22 protein-coding genes and 1 riboswitch are annotated in these 20,434 nt (G+C 73.5%); of the genes, 12 read left to right on the top strand and 10 right to left on the bottom strand.

What is annotated here, in order from left to right; genetic code table 11:
• Positions 1–339 precede the first annotated feature (339 nt).
• From ACFWUQ_RS22925 to ACFWUQ_RS22935, 3 genes are read right to left on the bottom strand one after another with little or no spacing between them, the layout of a single operon-like run.
• Positions 340–966 carry a TetR/AcrR family transcriptional regulator gene (locus ACFWUQ_RS22925; RefSeq protein WP_384540979.1) on the bottom strand — a complete coding sequence of 209 codons (627 nt, stop codon included), beginning with the start codon at positions 964–966 and terminating at the stop codon, positions 340–342.
• A 35-nt stretch (positions 967–1,001) separates the two neighbouring features.
• Complete coding sequence (locus ACFWUQ_RS22930; protein ID WP_384540982.1) at positions 1,002–3,089, bottom strand: YhgE/Pip family protein; 2,088 nt, start codon at positions 3,087–3,089, stop codon at positions 1,002–1,004.
• Positions 3,061–3,963 carry an ATP-binding cassette domain-containing protein gene (locus tag ACFWUQ_RS22935; RefSeq protein ID WP_384540985.1) on the bottom strand — a complete coding sequence of 301 codons (903 nt, stop codon included), beginning with the start codon at positions 3,961–3,963 and terminating at the stop codon, positions 3,061–3,063. Before ACFWUQ_RS22935 ends, ACFWUQ_RS22930 begins: the two co-directional genes overlap by 29 nt.
• 170 nt (positions 3,964–4,133) lie before the next feature.
• Here ACFWUQ_RS22935 and ACFWUQ_RS22940 point away from each other — a divergent pair, with 170 nt between their 5' ends.
• The 5 genes from ACFWUQ_RS22940 to ACFWUQ_RS22960 all read left to right on the top strand — a co-directional run bounded on the left by ACFWUQ_RS22940 (position 4,134) and on the right by ACFWUQ_RS22960 (position 8,393).
• Entirely contained in the window at positions 4,134–4,625 is a 492-nt protein-coding gene (locus ACFWUQ_RS22940) for an SAV_6107 family HEPN domain-containing protein (RefSeq protein WP_384540988.1), read from the top strand.
• An 88-nt stretch (positions 4,626–4,713) separates the two neighbouring features.
• Complete coding sequence (locus ACFWUQ_RS22945; RefSeq protein ID WP_384540991.1) at positions 4,714–5,472, top strand: class I SAM-dependent methyltransferase; 759 nt, start codon at positions 4,714–4,716, stop codon at positions 5,470–5,472.
• 293 nt (positions 5,473–5,765) lie between these two features.
• Positions 5,766–6,167 carry a DUF3040 domain-containing protein gene (locus tag ACFWUQ_RS22950; RefSeq protein WP_384540994.1) on the top strand — a complete coding sequence of 134 codons (402 nt, stop codon included), beginning with the start codon at positions 5,766–5,768 and terminating at the stop codon, positions 6,165–6,167.
• Between the two features lie 136 nt (positions 6,168–6,303).
• Positions 6,304–6,930: a DUF4126 domain-containing protein gene (locus ACFWUQ_RS22955; RefSeq protein ID WP_384540997.1), complete on the top strand. Its 627-nt coding sequence runs from the start codon at positions 6,304–6,306 to the stop codon at positions 6,928–6,930.
• 32 nt (positions 6,931–6,962) lie between these two features.
• Positions 6,963–8,393 (top strand): phytoene desaturase family protein, encoded by a 1,431-nt coding sequence (locus tag ACFWUQ_RS22960; protein ID WP_384541000.1) that lies wholly within the window; start codon positions 6,963–6,965, stop codon positions 8,391–8,393.
• 27 nt (positions 8,394–8,420) lie between these two features.
• On the opposite strand, the gene ACFWUQ_RS22965 is transcribed toward ACFWUQ_RS22960, so the two are convergent.
• The 5 genes from ACFWUQ_RS22965 to ACFWUQ_RS22985 form a co-directional block, all read right to left on the bottom strand.
• A complete protein-coding gene (locus tag ACFWUQ_RS22965) occupies positions 8,421–9,332 on the bottom strand; it encodes a hypothetical protein (protein ID WP_384541003.1) in 912 nt (303 codons plus the stop codon).
• Positions 9,333–9,381: 49 nt separating this feature from the next.
• Positions 9,382–10,296: a methylenetetrahydrofolate reductase [NAD(P)H] gene (gene metF, locus ACFWUQ_RS22970; RefSeq protein ID WP_384541006.1), complete on the bottom strand. Its 915-nt coding sequence runs from the start codon at positions 10,294–10,296 to the stop codon at positions 9,382–9,384.
• A 72-nt stretch (positions 10,297–10,368) separates the two neighbouring features.
• The gene (gene thiE / locus ACFWUQ_RS22975) at positions 10,369–11,010 is read right to left on the bottom strand and encodes a thiamine phosphate synthase (RefSeq protein WP_384541008.1); all 642 of its coding nucleotides are present in this window, start codon (positions 11,008–11,010) and stop codon (positions 10,369–10,371) included.
• A 77-nt stretch (positions 11,011–11,087) separates the two neighbouring features.
• The gene (locus tag ACFWUQ_RS22980) at positions 11,088–11,453 is read right to left on the bottom strand and encodes an Rv2175c family DNA-binding protein (RefSeq protein ID WP_384541011.1); all 366 of its coding nucleotides are present in this window, start codon (positions 11,451–11,453) and stop codon (positions 11,088–11,090) included.
• 132 nt (positions 11,454–11,585) lie between these two features.
• A complete protein-coding gene (locus tag ACFWUQ_RS22985; RefSeq protein WP_384541013.1) occupies positions 11,586–12,806 on the bottom strand; it encodes an NAD(P)/FAD-dependent oxidoreductase in 1,221 nt (406 codons plus the stop codon).
• Positions 12,807–12,886: 80 nt separating this feature from the next.
• Positions 12,887–12,999, top strand: a riboswitch (TPP riboswitch).
• Between ACFWUQ_RS22985 and thiO the strand changes: the two genes are divergently transcribed.
• The 6 genes from thiO to ACFWUQ_RS23015 all read left to right on the top strand — a co-directional run bounded on the left by thiO (position 12,997) and on the right by ACFWUQ_RS23015 (position 18,770).
• A complete protein-coding gene (thiO, locus tag ACFWUQ_RS22990) occupies positions 12,997–14,169 on the top strand; it encodes a glycine oxidase ThiO (protein WP_384541016.1) in 1,173 nt (390 codons plus the stop codon). (Overlaps the previous riboswitch by 3 nt.)
• Positions 14,166–14,366 carry a sulfur carrier protein ThiS gene (gene thiS / locus ACFWUQ_RS22995; protein ID WP_384541019.1) on the top strand — a complete coding sequence of 67 codons (201 nt, stop codon included), beginning with the start codon at positions 14,166–14,168 and terminating at the stop codon, positions 14,364–14,366. Before thiO ends, thiS begins: the two co-directional genes overlap by 4 nt.
• A 3-nt stretch (positions 14,367–14,369) precedes the next feature.
• A complete protein-coding gene (locus ACFWUQ_RS23000; RefSeq protein ID WP_384541022.1) occupies positions 14,370–15,164 on the top strand; it encodes a thiazole synthase in 795 nt (264 codons plus the stop codon).
• Positions 15,165–15,265: 101 nt separating this feature from the next.
• Positions 15,266–17,179 carry a Stk1 family PASTA domain-containing Ser/Thr kinase gene (gene pknB, locus ACFWUQ_RS23005; RefSeq protein ID WP_384541025.1) on the top strand — a complete coding sequence of 638 codons (1,914 nt, stop codon included), beginning with the start codon at positions 15,266–15,268 and terminating at the stop codon, positions 17,177–17,179.
• Positions 17,180–17,299: 120 nt separating this feature from the next.
• The gene (locus tag ACFWUQ_RS23010) at positions 17,300–18,145 is read left to right on the top strand and encodes a deoxyribonuclease IV (RefSeq protein WP_384541055.1); all 846 of its coding nucleotides are present in this window, start codon (positions 17,300–17,302) and stop codon (positions 18,143–18,145) included.
• Positions 18,146–18,233: 88 nt separating this feature from the next.
• The gene (locus ACFWUQ_RS23015; protein ID WP_384541028.1) at positions 18,234–18,770 is read left to right on the top strand and encodes a DUF4396 domain-containing protein; all 537 of its coding nucleotides are present in this window, start codon (positions 18,234–18,236) and stop codon (positions 18,768–18,770) included.
• 42 nt (positions 18,771–18,812) lie between these two features.
• On the opposite strand, the gene ACFWUQ_RS23020 is transcribed toward ACFWUQ_RS23015, so the two are convergent.
• The gene (locus ACFWUQ_RS23020; protein WP_384541030.1) at positions 18,813–19,445 is read right to left on the bottom strand and encodes a sulfite oxidase-like oxidoreductase; all 633 of its coding nucleotides are present in this window, start codon (positions 19,443–19,445) and stop codon (positions 18,813–18,815) included.
• 174 nt (positions 19,446–19,619) lie between these two features.
• Here ACFWUQ_RS23020 and bfr point away from each other — a divergent pair, with 174 nt between their 5' ends.
• On the top strand, positions 19,620–20,096 hold the full coding sequence (gene bfr / locus ACFWUQ_RS23025) for a bacterioferritin (RefSeq protein ID WP_272257196.1): 477 nt from the start codon (positions 19,620–19,622) through the stop codon (positions 20,094–20,096).
• A gap of 55 nt (positions 20,097–20,151) precedes the next feature.
• On the opposite strand, the gene ACFWUQ_RS23030 is transcribed toward bfr, so the two are convergent.
• Positions 20,152–20,424 carry a bacterioferritin-associated ferredoxin gene (locus tag ACFWUQ_RS23030; RefSeq protein WP_384541059.1) on the bottom strand — a complete coding sequence of 91 codons (273 nt, stop codon included), beginning with the start codon at positions 20,422–20,424 and terminating at the stop codon, positions 20,152–20,154.
• Between the last annotated feature and the right edge of the window lie 10 nt (positions 20,425–20,434).

The raw sequence follows: 20,434 nt of genomic DNA on the forward strand, positions 1-20,434 counted from the left end.
GGCGTCATGCGTCACCGGGTCCCCCGAACCGGCGTCATGCGTCACCGGGTCCCCCGAACCGGCGTCATGCGTCACCGGGTCCCCCGAACCGGCGTGTGGTCGCCGGGTCCCCCGTTCCCCCGCCCGGCAGCGGCGGGAGACACCCGGTCCGCTCCGCGGCCCCGTGTCCGCGGTGCGGACCGGGTCTCCCGTCCGTCGCTCCCATTCTGGCGTCCGCGCAGGTGGGAGCCATCCGCGCACCTACTCATCTGAGCCTCTAGGTACGGATACTCAGCCGGGGCGGCGGCCCCACCAGTTGTACGGGCCGCCGGCCCCGACCGGCACCGCCGACCGGGGCATTCAGCGGTTTCCGCTGACCCGGCCCCGCAGCAGCAGCGACAGCGCGGAGTGCACGTCGTCGAGGGACCGCTCGCTCTGGAAGGACTGCCAGTCCAGGGCGGCCACGAGCACCATCCCGACCATCGCGGCCGCGGTGAGCGGGACGTCGATCTCCGCGCTGAGCTCGCCGCGCTCGACCCCCTCGCGCAGCACCTTCTCCACGACGGCCACCGCCTCCTGCCGGACGACCATCAGCGTGGACTGCCACGCCCGGTTGGTCCGCCACAGCTCGGCGACGTACAGCTGGGTGAAGGCCGGGTACTTGTCGATGAACACGAGCCCCGCCCGGATCATCGCGTCGAGCGCCTCGACCCGGCTCCCGCCGCGTGCCTCCGTAGCCTCCGCCGAGGCCCGCAGGGAGACCGTCAGCAGCCCCACGCCGTGCCGCAGCAGCTCCTCGAAGAGGTCGTTCTTGCTCGCGAAGTTGTAGTAGACGGTGCCCTTGGCGACGCCCGCCCGCTCCGCGATCTCGTCGACCGTGGTCGCGGAGAAGCCCTTCTCCGCGATGAGGGTGACGGCCGCCTCGTAGAGCTTCTGGCGGGTCGCCTGACGTCGGGCGCCGCCGGTACCGGTGCTGCTGCGTTCCATGGCGCTGATTCTCACAGTCTTTGGGGAGGCCGGCTCTACAGGCTCAGTTCCGGGTGCAGCCGGTCCATCGTCCACACCTGCTTGCCGCGGGCGGCGAGCGCGGTGAGGGCGAGGGCGCCCGCGGTGAAGGCCAGCAGGACGGCGCCGCCCTGCCAGACCGGGGCGAGGTCGCCGCCGGTGATGAGGCGGCGCAGGCTCTCCACGACGTAGGACATCGGCAGGTAGGGGTGGACGGCGTTGAAGAAGCCGGGGCTGGTCTGGACGGGGTACGTACCGCCGGCCGAGGTCAGCTGGAGCATCAGCACGGCGAGGACCAGGATCCGCCCGGCGGCGCCGAACTTGGCGTTGAGCCACTGGACGATCGCCGCGAAGCAGCCGGTGACCAGCACCAGGAAGCCGACGGTGAGCGCCGGGCGGGCCATCTCCAGGCCGAGGCCCCAGTGCAGTACTGCCATCAGCAGGCCCACCTGCGCGGCGCCGAGGGCCGCCACCGGCAGCCAGCCCGCGACGGCGATCCGCCAGGGCGAGGCGCCGGCGGCCAGGGCCCGCCGGTTCATCGGGGCGATCAGCATGTAGGCGACCATCGCGCCGACCCACAGGGAGAGCGGGATGAAGTACGGGGCGAAGCCGGTGCCGTAGTTGGGGGCCTTGTGCAGGGACTGGTTGGCGAGGCGCACCGGGTCGGCCATGACCTCGGTACGGGAGTCGCGCTGCCCCTCGTCGTAGTCCGGGATCTTGCCCGCGCCCTCGTGCAGGCCGCCGGCGAGCTCGCCGCTGCCGTCGACGAGCTTGTACATGCCGCCGTCGAGGCGGTGCGCGCCGTCGCCGAGCTTGCCGACGCCCGCGTTGATCCCGGCGGAGCCGCTGGAGGCGGAGCCGAGGCCCTTGTGGAGCTGGGCCATGCCGGTGGCGACCTGGTGGGCGCCGGTGTTGAGGGCGTTGACCTTGGTCACGGCGGCGTCGAGGTCGGCGGTGAGCGCGGGGGCCCGGTCGACGACGTCGCGGGCCTGCTTCTCCAGGTCGCCCAGCTGCTTCTTGAGCGTGGAGAGGTCTCCGTTCGCGCCCTTGACCAGGGTGCTGACGTCGCCGGTGAGCTCGGCGGCCTCGGCCGCGTCGTCCTTGACGCGCTTCAGGTCGGGGCAGGAGGCCAGGTACGGCTCGGCGCCGGGGGTGACGCAGTGCCGCGTGTAGTAGGCGTCCGCGCCGGTGGCGGCCCGCTTGGTGGCGGTGGCGGCGGCCGGGGCCTTCTCCGCGATCGTGTCGAAGTGCTTGTTGACGGTCTTCGCGGTGTCGGCGACCAGTTCCGCGGAGGCGGCGAGCTGCTTGGGGTCCTTGAGGAAGGGGCGCGCCTTGTCGGCGGCGCCGTTGACCTTGTCGGCGAGCTGCTGGGTGCCGTCGGCGATGTCGCGCGTACCCGTCTTGAGCTTGCCGGCCGCCGTGTCGAGCTTCTGCAGCCCGCCGGTGAGCTCGCCGGTCTTCTCCTTGGCCGTGTCCAGGCCGTCGGCGAGGTCCTTGGCGCCCTGCTGGGCCTTGTCGGCGCCCTGCTTGAGGCGGTCGGCACCGTCCGCGGCCTCGGCGGTCTTGTCGTGCAGGTCGGAGAAGTTGACGAAGATCTTGTCGAGGAAGCCGCGGGAGGCGTTGGCGGAGGCCGCGGAGCGGACCTCGGCGAAGACGGTCCGGGAGATCGAGCCGACGATGTAGTTGTTGGCGTCGTTGGTGCGGACCTGGAGGGCCCCGGTCGCCGGGTCCTCGCCGGAGCTGGAGGCGATCTTCTCGCTGAAGTCCGCGGGCATGGTCAGGGTGAGGTAGTACGCGCCCTCCTCCAGCCCCTTGGCCGCCTTCTCCGCGCTCACCTCGTGCCACTCGAAGGTCTTGCTGTCGTGCAGCTTGCGGGTGATCTCCCCGCCGGCGTCGATGCGCTCGCCGTCGACGGTGGCGCCGCGGTCGGCGTTGACGAGGGCGACGGGCACCCGGTCGAGCCGGCTGTACGGGTCCCAGAAGGACCACAGGTACAGGGCTCCGTAGAGCAGTGGCAGCAGGAGCAGCGCGACGAGGGCGGCCCGGGGCAGCTTCCCCCGCCCGAACCGCTTCAGCTCAAGCGCGGCCAGCTTCGGCGAGCGCATCGTCCGCCCCCTTCGTGTCGTCCGTGTCGGCGTCGGTGGTGGTGTCGGTCGTGTCGGCGTCGGTCTCGTCGGCGTCGGTCTTGTCGGCGGTGGCGGCGTCGTCGGTGGCGTCAGTGGTGGCGTCGGCCTTCTCGGCGGCGGCGGGGTCGGCCTCGGTCGGGCCGGCCGCGGGGCCGTCCGCCGCGACCGTGCGCAGCACCGTCGCGTCGTCGGGTGCCTCGCTGCACACCGCGAGGACGGTGATGCCCCGGGCGGCGATCGAGCGGAGCAGGTCCCACGCCTCGGCCCGTTCGGCGGCCGAGAGTTTGAGGTCCAGGTCGTCGAGGGCGAGCAGCGTGGGCGAGCCCAGCAGCGCGATGGCCACCGACAGCCGTACGGCCTCCAGCCGTTCCAGGTCCCGTACGGAGGTGCGGGCGCCCTTGGGCAGCGCGGCCGGGTCCAGCCCGGCGGCGGCCAGGGCGGCGTCGATCCGGGCCGAGGCACTGGCGCGCCGTTCGGCGCGGGGGCGCAGCAGTGCGCGGAGCGGGGCGCCGTAACGGCGCTGGAGCAGGGCTCCCTCGCGCAGCTGCTCGGCGACGGTGAGGGCCTGGTCGAGTTCGTTGACCCCGGAGACCGGACCGATGGCCGCCGTCCGCCGGACCGCCGTCATCCTGCGGGGCAGCCGGTGGGGGCCGATCTCGGCGTGCCCCTCGGTGGCCTTCATCCGTCCGGTGAGGGCCAGGAGCAGGCAGGTCCGGCCGCTGCCGGACGGGCCCTCCACCGCGATGAGGGAGCCGGGCGCCGCGTCCACGGCGACGCCGCGGAACACCCAGCCGCGCGGCCCCTTGAGTCCGAAGTCCTCGGCTTTGACGGCCGCGCCGTGCGGGCTGTCCACACCGTCCCCCTTCTTTTGAACTGACCGGTCAGTTCAAAAACTAGCATCCTTGTCGGCACCAGGCGCGCGGTGGGGGGCAGTTGTCCCGATCGCGACCGAGAAGTCCCAGGTCAGGACGATTGTCAGTGGGGCCCGGCACGATGGGTGAACGCATCGACAGGAGGTTCGTCATGGCCACACCGTCCCCGTCCCCTGTCCACCCCGTCCTGCGCAAGTCGTCGGCCCCACCGGCCGCCGTGGACCTGCTCGGCAAGGCCCGCGCCGGTCTGGCCGAGGCCGCGCGGCTCACCCGGGCCAACGAGCGGTACGCCACCGCGCATCTCGCCGCGCTGCGCACCGCCGCCGCGGTGCTCGCCGCGCGCGGCCGGCCGGAGCCGGTCGGCCCCCGGCGGCGGCCCCGGATCCGCAGCGCCTGGGAGGTGCTGCCGGAGATAGCGCCGGAGCTGACGGAGTGGAGTGCGCTGTTCGCCTCCGGCGCCGCGCGCCGGGCCCGGGCGGAGGCGGGGATAGCGGGCGCGGCGAGCCCTCGCGACGCGGACGACCTGGTGCGGGCCGCCTCGATGTTCCTGCGCCTGGTGGAGCGGATGCTCGACGTCCGGCCGCTCCCGCAGCCCCTGCCGCAGCCGCGTCCCGAGCCCCCGGAGCGTCCGGACGCGGGGTGAGCTGCCCGGCGACGGGAGGCAATAGGGTGGGGCACGGTACGCCCACCCGCGGACCGCCCGCCCTTACCGCGCCGAGGAGCCATCAGCCGTGTCGGACACTTCCCGCCCCCGTGCCTCCCTCCGCACCGCCGTGGTGTGGGAGGTCCTTGAGGAGGCCCTCGACCGCCGGGTGAAGGCGACCGGGCGGGATGTCCTGGACGTGCTCGACACCGGTGGCGGCACCGGCAAGTTCGCGGTGCCGGTCGCCCGTCTGGGCCACCGCGTCACCGTGGTGGACCCCAGCCCGAACGCGCTGTTCGGACTGGAGCGCCGGGTGGCCGAGGCCGGGGTGGCCGACCTGGTGCGCGGTGTCCAGGGCGACGCCCAGGGCCTGCTCGACGTCGTCGAGCGGGAGGCGTACGACGTCGTGCTGTGCCACGGCGTGCTGGAGTACGTGGACGACCCGGCCGAGGGCGTGGCCAACGCGGTGGCGGCGCTGCGCCCCGGCGGCACGCTCAGCCTGCTCGGGGCGGGCCTCGGCGGCGCCGTGCTCGCCCGCGCGCTGGCCGGGCACTTCACCGAGGCCCGGACCGCCCTCACCGACCCGGCCGGGCGGTGGGGGTCGGGTGACCCGGTACCGCGCCGCTTCACCGCCGGACAGCTCTGCGACCTGGTCGGCGGAGCCGGCCTGGCGGTCGGCGCGGTGCACGGCGTGCGGATCTTCGCCGACCTGGTGCCCGGCGTACTGGTGGACACGGAGCCGGGCGCCGTGGAGGCACTGCTGCGTCTGGAGGAGGCCGCCGCCGAGCTGCCCGCCTTCCACGCGGTCGCCACGCAGCTGCACGTGCTGGGCGAGAAGCGGGCCTGAACTGCGGTCCCGGCCCGATGCGCTCGGCCGCACACCCGCCGATCCGGCCGTACGCCCCGTATGATCGGGTGCAGTGACCGGCATGCGGGAGGGACCACCGGGGAATAACCGCCTCAGTGACCGCTTCCGCGGCGGTACGGTTCGGGCAGTGGTTGGTGCGGGCTGCGCGTTGGGCAGCCCGTGCGTTTTTCGCAACGTGCTTAGAGGGCGGGTATCACGGGGGCGATTCCCCGCCTATCCTGAAGGGGACCCCTGGTCGCTACCCCCGCGACCGACGGATGAGGAGGACTCCCGTGCCGCTCTCGGAGCACGAGCAGCGCATGCTCGAGCAGATGGAGCGAGCGCTGTACGCCGAAGATCCCAAGTTCGCGACAGCGCTTGAGGGCAGCGGACTGCGCACGTACACCCGGCGACGGGTCTACCAGGCAGTCGTAGGCATTCTGGTGGGTATTGCGCTCCTCATGACCGGCGTGATCGTTCCGAACGTACTCTGGGTCAGCGTGGTGGGATTCCTCGTCATGCTGGGCTGTACGGTCCTCGTGGTCACCGGTTGGCGCAAAGCACCCAAGCCTGGCGAGCAGCCCGTCTCCGGCAGTACCGGTGGTTCGACCCGCAGCCACAACCGGCAGCGTCGGTCGATGATGAACCGCATCGAGGACCGGTGGCAGCGCCGCCGTGACGACCAGGGGCAGTAGGCCCCGTCTGACGTGAACGAGGGGACGGCCGCGGGCGGCCGTCCCCTCGCTGTTCCGCCCCGGCCTCTTCGCCGCGGGCACGGCGGATCCCGGCAGGCAGCTGCCGGATGTACCGGTTCTGCGGCATGATGATCAGGTGAGTGTGCTCCCCCTGGTCTTCACCAGCGGCTGGGCCAGTGGGATCAACGCGTACGCCGTCATCCTCCTGCTCGGCATCTTCGGCGCGACCGGCCTGACCGACGAGGTCCCCGCTTCGCTGCAACGCACCGACGTCATGATCGTCGCGGGCGTGCTCTTCCTGTGTGAGGCCGTCGCCGACAAGATTCCCTACGTGGACTCGGTCTGGGACGCGGCGCACACCGTGATCCGCCCCGTCTCGGGCGCCGTGGTCGGCGCGCTGCTGGCCGGGCAGAGCGGCTCGCTCTCCGACATCGCCGCCGGCGTGGTCGGCGGGTCCACCGCGCTGGCCAGCCATTTCGTCAAGGCCGGCACCCGGATGGCGATCAACACCTCGCCCGAGCCCTTCACCAACATCGGCATGAGCATCGCCGAGGACCTCGGCGTGGCCGGCCTCCTCACCTTCGCGATGTTCAACCCGGAGGCCGCCGCGGCCATCGCGGCCGTCCTGCTGGCCGCGGGACTGGCCATGGTCGTCTTCCTCTGGACCCGGATCCGCCGCTTCCTGCGCCGCCGCGCCCAGCGCCGCGAGGAGAAGCGGCTCGCCGCCGAGGCCCGCGCGGCGACGGGGGCCCCACCCCGCTGAGCCGGGCCAGGGCCGCTCGATAGGCTCAGCGCATGGCACGAATTGCGGTGATCGGCGCCGGGATGGGCGCGATGGCGACGGCGGCCCGGTTGGCCGTGGCGGGCCACCGGGTGACGGTGTACGAGCGCGGGTCCACCTACGGCGGGTCCGTCGGCCGGTACGAGCGCGAGGGCTTCGCCTTCGACACCGGTCCCGGGCTGCTGCACCTGCCGGCCGTCTACCGCGACCTGTTCGTGAAGACCGGCAAGCACTCCCTGGAGGACTGCGTCGAGACGGTCCAGGTGGACCCGGCGGTCCGGCATGTCCTGCCCGCCCACGGGGTCGACGTCCGCCTCCCGGGCGCCTCCCGCGGCGGCGTCGCCGCCGCCCTCGACGAGGCCTTCGGCCCTGGTTCCGGCGAGCGCTGGAACGGTGTGCTCGGCCGCGCCCGGGACGCCTGGGACGCCACCCGCCGGCCCCTGCTGGAGGAGCCGCTGCCCGCCGCCGGGCGCGGGGCGCTCGGCACCGACCCGTATCCCGCGCTGCGCCGGAGCGGTCTGCTGCGCCGCCGGCCGCCGACCCTGGCCGAGGTGGCCTCCCGGGAGCTGGGCGGCGGGCTCGGCGAGCTGCTGACGGGCCTGGTGGGCGCGTACGGGATCGACCCCGCCACCGCCCCCGCCTCGGCGGCCGTCCTGCCGTACATGGAGCAGACGTTCGGCAGTTGGTACGTGCGCGGCGGGATCCGGGCCCTGGCCACGGCCGTGTACGAGCGCTGCCGGGAGCGGAAGGTGGAGTTCGTCTTCGGGGCGGAGGTCCGGGAGGTCCTGACGGCCGACGGGCGGGCGGCCGGGCTGCTGCTGGCCGACGGCACCGAGGCGGCCGCCGACTCCGTCGTCTGCGGGATCGACCCGAGACTGCTGCCGGACGGTTCCCTGCCGCGGCCCGCGGACAGCGCTCCGGCCCGCGGTGCGGGGGTGCCCAGCCGGCTCACGCTCCTGCTGGCGCTGCGCGGGTCCCGGCCGGCCGGGACCGTCCACCGCACCCTGGTCCACTCCCCCGGCCGGGTCGTCACCGTCCTGCGCCCCGACGACCCCGCCACGCGGCCGGGGGCCGAGGACGAGGCGGTCACCGTGAGCGCCGTGTGCGGTCCGGCGGGCGCCGCCGCGATCCCCGACCCGCAGGAGCTGCTCGGTCTGGCCGAGCGGGCCGTGCCCGGGCTGCGCGGGCGGCTGCGGTGGTACGAGGTGCGCACGCCGGCCGACGTGGAGTCCGCGACCGGCGCGGTGGGCGGCTCGGTGCCCCCGCCGGCCCTCGCCGGGGCCGGCGGTCGGCTGCTGTACCCGGCCAACGCCACGGCCCTGCCGGGGCTCTACCTGGCGGGCGGCTGGGCGCACCCCGGCGGCGGGCTGGCGCACGCGGGGATGACCGGCGCCCTGGTGGCCGGACTGATCGTGGAGGGCGCGGGCTTTCGCGGCTCGCGGTGACCGCGGCGGCCCGCCGTCCGTGCGGGCTCAGTAGCGGTACTGCCCGTACTCGCCCGACGGGTTCTCGCCCGGGTAGCCGTTGGGGCCCGGGTACGGGTATGGATAGGGCTGCTGCTGCGGGTCGAGCTGCTCCTCCGCCGGGTACGGCTGGGCGACGTCGCGCTGCTGCGGCACCCAGACGCCGCCGGGCGGAGTGTCCGTGGAGTACTGCTGCCCGTAGTCGGTGTAGGGCGTGTAGTCGTAGGTCTGCTGCGGCGGGACTCCGCCGACGGTGCCGATGTACGGGTCCGAGTAGGCGGCGTAGACCTGCTGGTCGCCCGTCGGGTAGCCGGTGGAGTAGTCGTAGCCGCCCTGGCCCTGCGGGTCGTAGGAGGCGGCGTACTGGTGCGCGTCCTGCTCGGCCGTGGTGAACGGCGAGGCGAAGGCGGCCGTGGCGTCGGCCTGGGGGCCGGGCGCGAAGCTCTGTATCCCGTAGGAGCCGGTGTCCTCGGGCACCGGCTCCGGGCGGTAGACGTCCTCGGCCTCCGCGGCCCGGCGGCGCCGCCCGGCGTCCCGTCCCCCGGTCTCCGCCGGGCTCTCGCCGGGCTCCTCGGGGCCGTACTCCAGCGCGGTCACGCGCAGCGCGGCCTCCGGGCGGGCACTGCTTCCGGAGCGGCGGCGTCCGGACTTGCGCACGGGCTCCCCGCCCCGGCGCAGCGCCCAGCCGGCCACGAATCCCTTGCGGAATGAGAGCGTCACCAGGGTCTGGCCCACGGCGAACGCGGCGGCGCCGACGCCGATGACCGGCACCGACGGCAGCAGCACCCCGCCGACCACGCCGAGGAATCCGGTGAACGCGAGCAGGCGCCAGCGCAGCCGGGCCTTGTACTGCATCAGGACCTCGGCAAGCAGCCACAGCGCGACGAAGCCGAACGCGATGTAGAGGACCGTCATTCCCACGCATGGCCCCTCTCGGTACGGCCGCACGCACGGGAACGGGGTGCGGCCGTCAGGCCCGTTGGTGCAGGCCCAGGTTCTCGTAGATTTCGAGAGTCGCCGTGGAATTGTTCAGCGTGATGAAGTGCAGCCCCGGGACACCCTCGGACAGCAGCCGCGCGCAGAACTCCGTGGCGAACTCGATGCCAATGGAGCGTACAGCGGCGGGATCGTCCTTGACGGCGAGCATGCGCTCTTTCACGTCCGCGGGGAAGAGCGCGTTGCTGAGTTGGGGCAGCCGGTCGAGCTGCCTGACGGCCACAACAGGCATGACCTCGGGGATGATCGGGGTCTCGCAGCCCGCCTTCTCGACGCTGTCGCGCAGGCGCAGATAATTCTCCGGATCGAAGAACATCTGGGTGATCGCGTAGTCGGCACCCGCACGGCACTTGTCCACGAAGTGCCGGATGTCCGTGTCCCAGTCCGTGGAGCGGGGGTGCATCTCGGGGAAGGCGGCGACGCCGACGCAGTAGTCGCCGGACTCCTTGACCAGGCGGACCAGGTCGGCGGCGTAGTGCACGCCCTCGGGGTGGGCCACCCACTCGCCCATGGGGTCGCCCGGCGGGTCTCCGCGCACGACGAGCATGTTGCGGATGCCGGCGTCGGCGAACTGCCCGATGACGTTGCGCAGCTCGGCGATCGAGTGGTCGACGGCGGTGAGGTGCGCGACGGGGGTCAGGGTGGTGTCGGCGGCGATCTGCTGGGTCGCGCGGACGGTGCCGCCGCGGGTGGAGCCACCGGCCCCGTAGGTCACGGACACGAAGCTGGGGGCCACCGCCTCGACCCGGCGCAGCGCGTTCCAGAGGTTGCGCTCGCCCTTCTCCGTCTTCGGTGCCCAGAACTCGAAGGAGTACGAGCGGCCGGACGCGAGGAGGTCTCGGACCGTGTGCGCGCGGTCCGACCAGGTGGAAGCGGTACCAAAGGCCATACGGGCAGGTTAGACGCGGCTCGGCGGACACCGAAGCGGTGTCCGCCTTTTGGACATGTTTTTGGACACCGGTCAGGCCAGGGCGAGCCGGGTGCGGACGCGCTCGGCCATCTCGGCCGCGGCGGCCCCGGGGTCGGCCGCCTCGGTGAGCGCGCGTACGACGACCACGCGTGTGGCGCCGGCGTCGAGCACCTCGTCCAGATTCGTGCGGTCGATGCCGCCGATGGCGAACCAGGGCCGGTCCTGCGCCAGGGAGGCCGCGTACCGGACGAGCCCGAGGCCGGGTGCGAAGCGGCCGGGCTTGGTGGGGGTGGGCCAGCAGGGGCCGGTGCAGAAGTAGTCCACCCCGGGCTCGGCGGCGGCGGCGTCGACCTCGGCCTCCGCGTGGCAGGAGCGGCCCACGATCACCCGCTCGCCGAGGACGGCGCGGGCGGCGGGGACGGGGAGGTCGCCCTGACCCAGGTGCAGCACGTCGGAGCCGATGGCGTGGGCGACGTCGGCGCGGTCGTTCACGGCCAGCAGCTTGCCGTGCCGGCGGGCGGCCTCGGCGAACACCTGGAGGTGTTCGAGCTCCTCGCCGGCCTCCATCCCCTTGTCGCGGAGCTGGACGATGTCCACGCCGCCGGACAGGACGGCGTCGAGGAACTCCGGAAGGTCACCCTGCCGCTTGCGGGCGTCCGTGCAGAGGTAGAGCCGGGCGTCGGACAGCAGCATGGGTGTACCCCCCGTGATGGAGCGGTGCACGGGCCGGTGCGGCCCGCGCACCGCGGTGGAGCGGATTGCGGATCAGGTCACAGGGCGAGCGCCTGAGCGCGGCGCTTCACCTCCGTGCCGCGATTCTCGCTCAGCGCCTCGGCGGGCGTGCCGGGCAGGGTCGGGTCCGCGGTGAAGAGCCACTCCAGGATCTCCTCGTCGGAGAAGCCGTCGTCGCGCAGCACGGTCAGCAGACCGACCAGGCCCTTGACGACCTTGTCGCCGTCGATGAAGGGGGCCGGTACCTGCAGGGAGCGGTTCTCGCCCCGGCGTACGGCGATCAGCTGCCCTTCCTTGACCATCTGGCGGACCCGGGTCACCTCGATGTGGAGCATCTCCGCGATGTCGGGGAGGTACAGCCAGTCGGGGACGAGGGAATCGATCTTTGCGTCAATCTCGGTCACAGGCACAAGCCTGCCATCTCGGCCCGGCCGCCGGTACCTGGGCGGCCCCGTCCGGGTCGCGGAGCCCGGGCGGGGCCGGATCCCCGGCCGTCCCCCGGGCCCGGCCGGCCGCCCCTCGGCTCCGCCCGGCCGTCAGAGGGCGGCCGATTTCAGCGGGGTCGCGGGGTCCGCCGCCCTGGCCGGGTCGAGGGGGGCCGCCGTCTCGATGAGCCTGCGGCCCTGGGCCAGGTCCCGGGGGCGGCCCACGGCCAGCACCGCCACCAGGGCCCCGTCCCGCAGCCAGCACACCGACCAGGCGGGCCCGGCCGGGTCGCCGCGCCACAGCAGGGTGTCGGCGTCCGCGTGGTGCCCGGCGTACTGCACGAAGCGCCCGAACTGCTCCGACCAGAAGTACGGCACGGGGTCGTAGGCGGCCGCCGGCTCCCCCGCCAGGATGTTCGCGGCGACCGCCTTGGGGCCCTGGAGGGCGTTGTCCCAGTGGTGCACGAGGAGCCGGGCCCCGTAGCGCGCGGAGGGGAAGGAGGCGCAGTCGCCGACCGCGTACACCCCGGGCACGGAGGTCCGCAGCCAGGCGTCGGCGGTGATCGAGCCGTCCGCGCCCAGGTCCACGCCGCTCCCGCGGAGCCAGTCGGTGGCGGGGCGGGCGCCGACGCCCACCACCACGGCGCCGGCCTCCAGCGCGCGTCCGTCCGCGAGCAGGACCTGTCCCTCCTCGATCCCGGCGACCTTCGCGCCGGTGAGGAGTTCGGCGCCCGCCTCCGCGTACCAGCGGGCCATGGGAGCGGCGACCTCGGCGGGCAGGGCTCCGGCCAGCACCCGGTCCGCGGCCTCCACGACGGTCACCGCGCAGCCCGCCTCCCGGGCGGCGGTGGCGAACTCGGCGCCGATCCAGCCCGCTCCGACGACCACCGTCCTGGGCCCCGCCGCCAGGACCGGCCGCAGCCGCGCGGCGTCGTCGAGGGTGCGCAGCAGGTGCACGCCGGGGACGCCCTCGGTGCCGGGGAGGGTCAGCGGCCGCGCGCCGGTGGCCAGGACGAGGACCCCGTACGGGACCGGGCCGGCCTCGGTGTCCAGTTCGCGGTCTTTGGCGCGCAGTGCGGTGACCTCCGTCCCGAGCCGGAGACCGATGCCGAGGTCCTCGAAGTCCACGTCGAAGGCGGAGTCCTCGGCCTTGCCGAGGAGCACCGCCTTGGACAGCGGGGGCCGGTCGTAGGGCTGGTGGGGTTCGGCGCCCAGGAGGGTCACGGGGCCGGTGAAGCCCCGCTCGCGCAGGGCGACCGCGGTCTGCACCCCGGCCATGCCGGCGCCGACGATCACGACGCCGCGCTGAGTCTGTTCCGTCTGCTCGCTCACGCCGCCAGCCTAATCACCTGACGATCTGTCAGGAACAGGTGCCGCCTTACCGGCCGTCCGCGCCGGGGTTAGTCTGGCTCCGTACCTATCGCGGGAGTCCGGGCGCACCGGGCTGAGAGGGAGGCTGGACGGCCTCCGACCGTACGAACCTGATCCGGGTCATGCCGGCGAAGGGAGGGGCTGGACGCCCATGCACTCATCCCGAAGGACAGGCTCCGACGTCCTCGTCATCGGGGGCGGGATCATCGGACTCGTCACCGCGTGGCGGGCGGCCCGGCACGGGCTGCGCACCGTTCTCGCCGACCCGGCCCCCGGCGGCGGCGCCGCCATGGTCGCGGCCGGCATGCTCGCCCCCGTCACCGAACTGCACTACGGCGAGGAGGCCCTGCTGGGGCTCGGCGTCGCCTCCGCCGCCCGCTACCCGGAATTCGCCGCCGAGCTCGCCGAGGCGAGCGGCGGCGCGGACATCGGCTACCGGGCCTGCGGCACCCTCGCCGTCGCCCTGGACTCCGACGACCGGCTCCACCTGCGCGAACTGCACGCCCTGCAGCGCCGCTGCGGCCTGGAGTCCGAGTGGCTCACCGGCCGCGAGTGCCGCCGCCTGGAGCCCATGCTCGCCCCGGGCGTCCGCGGCGGCCTGCGCGTCGACGGCGACCACCAGGTGGACCCGCGCCGGCTCGCGGCCGCCCTGCTGGCCGCCTGCGAGCGGTCCGGCGTCCTGATCCACCGGTCCGGCGCGGAACGGCTGCTCGTCACGGCCGACCGCGCGGCGGGCGCCCTGCTCGACGACGGCACGGAGGTGCGCGCGGGCCAGGTGGTCCTGGCCGCGGGCTCGCTCAGCGGCCGGCTGGCGGGCGTACCTCCGGAGGCGGCCGCCCCCGTACGGCCGGTCAAGGGCCAGGTACTGCGGCTCACCGTGCCGCCGGCGTACGCGCCGTTCCTGTCCCGGACCGTACGGGCGGTCGTGCGCGGCAGCCACGTCTACCTGGTGCCGCGCGAGAACGGCGAACTCGTTGTGGGGGCCACCAGCGAGGAGCTCGGCTGGGACACCACGGTCACGGCGGGCGGGGTCTACGAACTCCTGCGCGACGCCCACGAACTGGTCCCCGGCATCACCGAACTGCCCCTCACCGAGACCCGGGCCGGGCTGCGGCCGGGCTCCCCCGACAACGCCCCGCTGCTCGGCCCCACCGAGCTGCCGGGCCTGCACCTGGCCACCGGGCACTACCGCAACGGGGTCCTGCTCACCCCGCTCACCGGCGACGTACTGGCCGAGCTGCTGACCACCGGCGAACTGCCGGAGATCGCACGGCCCTTCACCCCCCGCCGGTTCTCCGCCGCACGTCAGGAGTCCTACGCATGACCATCTCCGTCAACGGCGAGCCGCGCGAGGTCGCGGCCGGCACCACCCTCGACACGGTGGTCGCCACCCTGACCGCGGCGCCGTCGGGTGTCGCCGCCGCGCTCAACGAGACCGTGGTCCCGCGCGGGCAGTGGCCGGCCACGCCGGTCGGCGAAGGTGACCGCGTCGAGGTCCTCACCGCGGTCCAGGGGGGCTGAGCCGTGGCCGACGACCTCTTCACCCTGGGCGACCGCACCTTCACCTCCCGCCTGATCATGGGCACGGGCGGCGCCCCGAGCCTGGACGTACTGGAACGCGCGCTGGCCGCGTCCGGGACCGAGCTGACGACGGTGGCGATGCGCCGGCTGGACCCCGCGGTCCAGGGCTCCGTGCTGTCGGTGCTCTCGAAGCTGGACATCGCGGTCCTGCCCAACACGGCGGGCTGCTTCACCGCGGGCGAGGCCGTCCTCACGGCCCGGCTGGCGCGCGAGGCGCTCGGCACCGACTGGGTCAAGCTGGAGGTGGTCGCGGACGAGCGGACCCTCCTGCCGGACGGCGTCGAGCTGCTCGACGCGGCCGAGACCCTGGTGGACGAGGGCTTCACCGTCCTCCCGTACACGAACGACGACCCGGTGCTCGCGCGGAAGCTGGAGGACGTGGGCTGCGCGGCGATCATGCCGCTGGGGTCGCCGATCGGCTCCGGCATGGGCATCCGCAACCCGCACAACTTCGAGCTGATCACGGAGCGGGCCGGGGTGCCGGTGATCATGGACGCGGGGGCGGGCACCGCGTCCGACGCGGCGCTGGCGATGGAGCTGGGGTGCGCCGCGGTACTGCTGGCCTCGGCGGTGACGCGGGCGCAGGAGCCGATGCTGATGGCGGCGGCGATGCGGGACGCCGTGTCGGCCGGCCGCCTGGCGCGGCGGGCGGGGCGGATCCCGCAGCGGCGGTTCGCCGAAGCCTCGTCCCCCGCGGAGGGCCGCGCCGCCCTGGACCCGGAACGCCCGGCCTTCTGACCCGGGGATCCCGCCCACCCCCGGCGGGGCGGACGTCACAGGTGCGCTGCAAGGGGCCCCGGCCCGGCCTGCCCGGCTCGGGGCCCTCGTAGAATCGGCGGGTGGATACGACCCTGGAAGACCCCCTCGTCGGGCGCGTGCTCGACGGCCGCTACCGCATCGACGCCCGCATCGCGGCCGGCGGCATGGCCACGGTCTACCGGGCCCTCGACACCCGCCTCGACCGCGTCCTCGCGCTGAAGGTGATGCACCCGGCCCTCGCCACCGACGGCGCCTTCGTCGACCGGTTCATCCGGGAGGCCAAGTCCGTGGCCCGCCTCGCCCACCCCAACGTCGTCGCCGTCTTCGACCAGGGCACGGACGGGCCGTACACGTACCTGGCCATGGAGTACGTCTCCGGCTGCACCCTGCGCGACGTGCTGCGCCAGCGCGGCGCGCTCCGGCCGCGGGCCGCCCTGGACATCCTCGAACCGGTCCTCGCCGCCCTCGGCGCCGCGCACCGCGCCGGTTTCGTGCACCGCGACATGAAGCCCGAGAACGTCCTGATCGGCGACGACGGCCGCGTCAAGGTCGCCGACTTCGGACTGGTCCGCTCGGTGGGCTCGGTCACCCAGACCACCGGCTCGGTCCTCGGCACCGTGTCCTACCTGGCACCCGAGCAGATCGAGAACGGCGTCACCGACACCCGCGTGGACGTCTACGCCTGCGGCGTCGTCCTCTACGAGATGCTCACCGGCTCCAAGCCCCACACCGGCGGCAGTCCCGCCCAGGTCCTCTACCAGCACCTCCACGAGGACGTCCCGCCTCCGTCGGCCCTCGTCCCCGGCCTGGCGGCCGGACTCGACGCGCTGGTACGCGGCGCCACCGCCCGCGACCCGCAGCTGCGTCCCGGCGACGCCGCCGCCCTGCTCGGCCTGGCCCGCGAGGCCCGGGCCCGGCTCGGCGACGCCGAGCTGGACGCCGTACCGCCGCAGGCGAGCGCCGGGGAGCGGACGGCCTCGGAGGACCGCACCGGCGTGATCCCGCGCCCGGTGGCCCCGCCGCAGCAGCCCGTGCTGCACACCTCCCGGCTGGAGATGCCGCCGGCGCCGCCCGCACACCGGCCGCCGCCGACCCGCGGGCGGACCCCCCGGCGGGGAACGCTGCTGGTCATCGCCGGGGTACTGCTCGCCCTGGGGCTCGGTACGGGTGTCTGGTACATCAACTCGGGCCAGTTCACCAAGGTCCCCAACCTGCTCGGCAAGACCGAGGAGCAGGCCAGGTCCCAGCTGTCGGCCGCGGGTCTCGGGGTCAAGCGCGTGGAGCGGAAGTTCAGCGACGCCTTCGAGCGCGGGACGGTGATGAACACCGATCCCGCGGGCGGCAAGCGGATCCGCGGCAACGGCGCGGTGACGATCACGCTCTCCCGGGGTCCCGAGGTCGTGGCCGTGCCCAACCTCAAGGGCCGACCGCTGGAGGAGGCCAAGGCGGAGCTCACGAAGGCCGGCCTGGCTCCCGGCGTGGTCACGCAGGCCTTCAGCCAGGACACCGCGCAGGGCTCGGTGATCGGATCCGACCCGGTGGGCGGTGAGAAGCGGGCGCCGGACAGCGCCGTGGCGCTCGTCGTCAGCAAGGGCCGCCCGATCCCGGTCCCGAACGTGGCCGGAGCCTCCTTCGAGCAGGCCCGGTCGGCGCTGGTGGGCCTCGGCCTGAAGGTGGCGACGGCCGCCGATCAGGTCAACTCCCCCTCCCCGGCCGGTACGGTCGCCAACCAGTCGGTCGGCGCCGGCACCCAGGCCGCCGCCGGGGACACCGTCACGCTGACCCTCTCCAAGGGGCCCCGCCAGCTGCCCGTCCCCGATGTGACCGGCCAGGACGTGGACGCGGCCCGCAAGGCACTGGAGACCTCGGGCTTCAAGGTGAGGGTGGACCGGCCGTTCCTCTCCTTCAGCAACACCGTGGAGGCCCAGTCGGTGGCCGGCGGCCAGAACGCCGCCGAGGGCAGCACGATCACCATCAGGACCAAGGGGCTGTAGAAGCGCGTGGAGCACGAGGACGACCAGCGGGACCAGCGCGGGGAGCGGCCGGAGCGCGGGGAGCGGGGAACGGCAGGCGAGGGGCCGGCGGAGCGGTCCGCGGCCGCCGTACGCAATCCCGTGGGCGGGCACGTCCCGGTCGCCGGCGGCCTCGCCTCGGTCGGTTCGGCCTACGCGCGGGAGATGGGCGCGGAGGCCGTCCAGGTCTTCGTCGCCAATCCGCGCGGCTGGGCCACCCCGACCGGGAACCCGGCGCAGGACGAGCTCTTCCGCGCCTGGTGCGCGGACCGCTCCGTGCCCGCCTACGTCCACGCGCCCTACCTGATCAATTTCGGCTCGCACACCGGGGCGACCGTGGAGAGGTCGGTGGAGTCCCTGCGCCACTCGCTGCGCCGGGGCCGGGAGATCGGCGCGCTCGGGGTCGTCGTCCACACCGGGTCGGCGACCGGGGGCCGTCCCCGTGAGGCGGCGTACGCGCAGGTCAGGGAGCACATGCTGCCTCTGCTGGACGAGCTCGTGCACGACGACGACCCGTTCCTGCTGCTGGAGTCCACGGCCGGTCAGGGCTCTTCGCTGTGCTCGCGGACCTGGGACTTCGGTCCGTACTTCGAGGCTCTCGACCACCACCCCAAGCTCGGCATCTGCCTGGACACGTGCCACATCTTCGCGGCCGGACACGACCTGGCGGAGCCGGGCGGGGTGAAGGTGACGCTGGACCTGCTGGTCGACACGGTCGGCGAGGGCCGGCTGAAGCTGATCCACGCGAACGACTCCAAGGAGGGGGTCGGCGCGCACAAGGACCGCCACGCCAACATCGGCCAGGGCCATATCGGCCGGGAGGCCTTCGCCGAGCTGTTCACGCACCCCGCCACGGAAGGCGTACCGCTGGTCATCGAAACGCCCGGCGGCAGGGAAGGGCATGCGGCGGACGTGGCGCTGCTGAAGGAACTGCGCGGCGCGCACTGATCCGGAGAGTCCTGGGGAATACCCCAGGGGGGTATACGGTTGTGGAGAGCAGCAGAACCGCCGACCGTTTCTCCCGCTGGGGGTCGTCATGGAGTACGAGCAGCCGCACCGGAACCATCAGCACGGGCACGACCACGGGCACGACCTCGGGCACGGCCACGACCACGGGCACGGGTCCGGCGGGGGCGGGGCCGGCTGGGGCGAGGCCGCCCGGGCCACCCTGCACTGCCTCACCGGATGCGCCATCGGCGAAGTGCTCGGCATGGTCATCGGCACGGCACTCGGCTGGGGGAACGTCGAGACGATGGTGCTGGCGATCGTCCTCGCCTTCTTCTTCGGCTACGCCTTCACCCTGCGCGGGGTCCTCGCGGCGGGCCTGGGGCCGCGTGCCGCCGTCCGGGTGGCCCTGGCGGCCGACACCCTCTCGATCACCGTCATGGAGATCATCGACAACGGGGTCATCGCCCTGTGGCCGGGCGCGATGGACGCGCACCTGTCGGCGCCGCTGTTCTGGATCGTCCTGGCGATCGCCCTCGCGGCGGCCTTCGTGATCACCGTTCCGGTCAACAAGTGGCTGATCGGCCGGGGCAAGGGGCACGCGGTGGTGCACCGGTACCACCACTGAGCGGCCAGGGGCGGGTCACGGCACCGGCCCGCCGGGCACCGCTCAGAGCTCGGGGCCCTCGCCCGGCTCCTCCTGGTAGGAGTAGCGCTGCTCGCGCCAGGGGTCGCCGATGTTGTGGTAGCCGCGCTCCTCCCAGAAGCCCCGGCGGTCGGCGGTCATGTACTCGACGCCGCGCACCCACTTGGGGCCCTTCCAGGCGTACAGGTGCGGGACCACCAGCCGCAGCGGGAACCCGTGCTCCGCGGTGAGCAGTTCACCGCCCTGGTGCGTGGCGAAGACGGTCCGCTCGGAGGCGAAGTCGGCCAGCCGCATATTGGAGCTGAAGCCGTACTCGGCCCACACCATCACGTGCGTGACCTGCGGGGCCGGGGGCGCCAGCGCGAGCACGGTGCGGGCGAGCACGCCGCCCCATTCGGCGCCCTGCATGCTGAACTTCGTCACGCAGTGCAGGTCCGCCACGACCGACTCGAACGGCAGCGCCGCGAACTCCTCGTGGTTCCAGCAGTGCTTGTCCCCGTCGGCCGTCGCGCCGAAGACGCGGAATTCCCAGCGGTCCGGCTTGAACTTGGGTACGGGGCCGTAGTGGGTGACCGGCCAGCCGCGCTGCAACCGCTGTCCCGGCGGAAGCTCCAGCTGCTCTGCTTCCGGAGATTCCCGGCTTTCCGGCTGACCCATGCGTCCATGGTGACAGATTGGGCAGGGTGGTCATGACCAGGTCTGAGCCGATTTCGGGCAAGTCGCGGCAACTCCCACTAAGGAGGCACTTACTGGACGGTCTTCGGCGGCGGTGCAAGGATGCGCGCAACTGCCCCGTCACATAGCTGACATTGCCTGGAAGGAGCCTCTGCGATGCAGGGCGACCCCGAGGTCCTTGAGTTTCTGAACGAGCAGCTGACCGGTGAGCTGACGGCCATCAACCAGTACTGGCTGCACTACCGCATCCAGGACAACAAGGGCTGGACCAAGCTCGCCAAGTACACGCGTGAAGAATCCATCGACGAGATGAAGCACGCGGACAAGATCACCGAGCGCATCCTGATGCTCGACGGCCTGCCGAACTACCAGCGGCTCTTCCACGTGCGCGTCGGACAGACGATCACGGAGATGTTCCAGGCGGACCGGCAGGTGGAGGTCGAGGCGATCGACCGCCTCAAGCGCGGTATCGAGGTCATGCGCGGCAAGGGGGACGTCACCTCCGCGCGCCTCTTCGAGGAGATCCTGGAGGACGAGGAGCACCACATCGACTACCTCGACACCCAGCTGGAGCTCATCGAGTCCCTGGGCGAGCCCCTCTACATCGCGCAGCTGATCGAGCAGCCGAGCTGACGCGGGCCGCACCCGACGCGGTACGCGACCCCGGCCAGGGGTGCCCGAGGCGGGCCTAGGCGGCTTCGACCAGCCGCGGCGCGGGGGCGGAAGCCAGCTCCATGTCGGCGGCCAGTACGGCGGCGGCCTCGCCCTTCTCCAGCAGCTCGCGGCGCGGGCACGAGCCGCGTCCGAGGATGCCCTGGATAGTCCGGACGCAGGAACCGCAGTCGGTGCCGGCCTTCGTCGCCGAGGCGATCTGCCGCGGGGTGCAGGCCCCGGCGGCCGCGTGGTCCTTGACCTGCTTGTCGGTGATCCCGAAGCAAGAGCAGACGTACACGCGGTTCACCTCCCTGGGC

Origin of the sequence: Streptomyces sp. NPDC058662, from assembly GCF_042716255.1 — a bacterium.
Taxonomy (GTDB): domain Bacteria; phylum Actinomycetota; class Actinomycetes; order Streptomycetales; family Streptomycetaceae; genus Streptomyces.